The organism is Azospirillum sp. B506, assembly GCF_000333595.1.
GTDB lineage: Bacteria > Pseudomonadota > Alphaproteobacteria > Azospirillales > Azospirillaceae > Azospirillum.
Genome location: NZ_BADK01000162.1, coordinates 1 through 1,824 on the forward strand (window position 1 = coordinate 1; position 1,824 = coordinate 1,824).

Sequence of the window (1,824 nt, forward strand, 5' to 3'; positions counted from 1 at the left end):
GGCAAGCTGCGCGTCATCGTGGAGGCCATCGACGGTTACGACCCCGACCTGATCGTCGCCTTCGGCGGGTCGAACATCGTTGCCGACCTGTTCGCCGATGCCGAAGCCCGGCCGGTGGTCGCCATCCCCACCACCTCCGGCATCACGATTTCGCTGGCGCACATCGTTCTGGGCTATGAGGAGAAGGACCACACCCTGTCCATCCCGGCGCTCTACCGTGCGCCTTTTGCCCGCCGTTTCCGTCCCTTCACCTTCGGTTTCACCCCGCCGCCGTCGACCGGCGTGCGCGTCGAGACCGGTTTCCCCGCCGGCACCTTCCTTTTCGCTGTGGTCGGCAACCGTCTGGATCTGGAAGTGTCGGTGGAGATGCTGGAGCTGTTCGACGAGATCCTGGACCGCTGCCCCGACAGCGCGCTGGTCTTCGCCGGCGAGGTGAGGGACCTGCCGGGCCGCCTGGCTCCCTTGCACAATCGCGACCGCATGCGCTGCCTCGGCCATGTCCCGGACATCCGTGCCTTCTATGGCGGCTGTGGCGTCTTTCTCAATCCGCCACGCCAGGGAGGCGGCGGCGGTGCGTCCTACGCGCTGGCGGAAGGGGTGCCGGTGATCAGCTATGGCTGGGGCGATGTCGCCAGCAATGCCGGCCCGGAATTCTGCGTGCCCGACCGCGACGCCTATCTGGCGCGCGCGGTGGCGCTCGCCAGCGATTCCGAAGCCCTTGCCAGGGCCCGCCGCGCTGCGAAGGCCCGCTTTGCCGAGATCGGCGACCGCGACCGCTGCGTCGAGCGGCTGCTTGCCTATGGCGAAGAAGCGCGGGAGCTGCTGCGCCATGCAGCGGCCGCCGGAAATTAACCTTCCTTCACGTTTTCGTGAAAGACTGGTCCCACCAGATCGACCCGCTTGGAAAGCCGTCCCTTGCCGAACGCCGCCGCCAGCCGCACCTCCAGCCGTCCGCCGATGTCGATCGCCGGCCGCCCGATCGGGCCGGGCCATTCGCCCTACTTGATCGCGGAGATGTCGGGCAATCACAATGGCGACCTGGGCCGCGCGCTGGCGCTGGTGGACGCGGCGAAGGAGGCGGGGGCCGACGCGGTCAAGCTGCAGACCTACACTGCCGACACCATCACCATCGCCCATGACGGTCCCGGCTTCCGTCTTGAGGGCGGGCTGTGGGCTGGACGCACCCTGCATGACCTCTATCGCGAGGCGCACACGCCCTGGGACTGGCACGCCCCGCTTTTCGAACGGGCGCGGGCGCTGGGACTGACAATCTTCAGCTCCCCCTTCGACGAGACCGCCATCGAACTGCTGGAGGAGCTGGACGCCCCGGCCTTCAAGATCGCGTCCTTCGAGCTGATCGATCTGCCCCTGATTCGCCGCGCCGCGCGGTCCGGCAAGCCGCTGATCATGTCCACCGGCCTCGCCACGCTGGGTGAGATCGAGGAGGCGGTGGTGGCAGCCGGCGACGTGCCTCTCGCCCTGCTGCACTGTGTCAGCGGCTATCCGACCCCGCCGGAGGACTGCAACCTCCAGACCATCCCGCATCTGGCGCAGACCTTCTCCGGCGTCACCGCCGGCCTGTCCGACCACAGCGAGGGCATCGCCGTGCCGGTCGCCGCTGCGGTGATGGGTGCCACGGTGATCGAGAAGCATTTCACCCTGTCGCGTGCCGATGGCGGGGTCGACAGTGCCTTTTCCCTGGAACCGGCGGAATTCAGGCGATGGCTGATGCGGTCCGTACCGCGACCGCCGCCATGGGCCGGGTCGATTATACGGTGAAGCCCAGCGAAATCGGCGGGGGCGACTACCGCCGCTCCCTCTATG

2 protein-coding genes are annotated in these 1,824 nt (G+C 68.1%); both read left to right on the forward strand.

Features of this window, described 5'->3' with window-relative positions:
• The coding region (locus I71_RS05775; protein WP_042692130.1) for a glycosyltransferase at positions 1-852 on the forward strand (852 nt) is incomplete at its 5' end.
• Positions 853-915: 63 nt separating this feature from the next.
• Entirely contained in the window at positions 916-1,779 is an 864-nt protein-coding gene (gene pseI, locus I71_RS05780; RefSeq protein ID WP_307188966.1) for a pseudaminic acid synthase, read from the forward strand.
• Positions 1,780-1,824 lie beyond the last annotated feature (45 nt).